Origin of the sequence: Halomonas sp. 3F2F (assembly GCF_014897805.1) — a bacterium.
Taxonomy (GTDB): Bacteria; Pseudomonadota; Gammaproteobacteria; order Pseudomonadales; family Halomonadaceae; genus Vreelandella.
Window position 1 is genome coordinate 1 of the sequence record NZ_JABUZE010000165.1, and the last position, 707, is coordinate 707.

The window sequence follows — 707 nt, forward strand, 5'->3', positions numbered from 1 at the left end:
CGTGATGAAGCTGAAACGGAAGCCGATCTGGATCGGGATATCCGACGGGCCAAAACGATTCTCTCGCTAGATGCCGCTATGAACAAAGTGGATCGTTTCCTAAAGACGCACAGCCCAAGGATGGGCCGGGGGAAGCGAGTCAAGGAAGTGAAGAGCAATCTGACCGATAACGAAAGTGCCAAAATGACGACCAGTAAGGGCACGATTCAGGGCTATAACGGCGTCGCCACGGTGGATAAAAAGCACCAGATCATCATTGACGCTCAGGCCTTTGGCGAAGGTCAGGAGCATCACACCTTGCAGCCCGTACTGGAAATGGTCGAAGCCCGTTTTAAGAAACTGGGGATTGCGGAGAATATCTATCAGAAAGGCACCGTCGTCACCGCAGATACCGGCTTTGCCAATGAGGCTAACATGAAGTATCTGCACGAACAGCGGATCAACGGCTACATCCCCGATAATCAGTTCCGCAGCCGAGACCCGAAGTTCGCCGACCAGAAAGACAAATACGGCAAGCGCCACCAGAACCTGCCGGACAAAGGCTGGCGGGAGACGACGCCAGCTAGTGCGTTCCAGTTTGATCCAGTAGCGCTAACGTGTATCTGCCCAACCGGTGAAAAACTGTCCTTTCGCGGGCAACGAGCAACGGACACTGGTAAGACTCGGGTACACTTTGAAGGGCGCTTGCTGCAATGTCGACACTGCTC

The 707-nt window shown here is 54.0% G+C and carries 1 protein-coding gene; it reads left to right on the forward strand.

What is annotated here, in order from left to right:
• A partial coding sequence (locus tag INT21_RS16855; RefSeq protein WP_193085501.1) for a transposase occupies positions 1-707 on the forward strand: 707 nt, incomplete at both ends.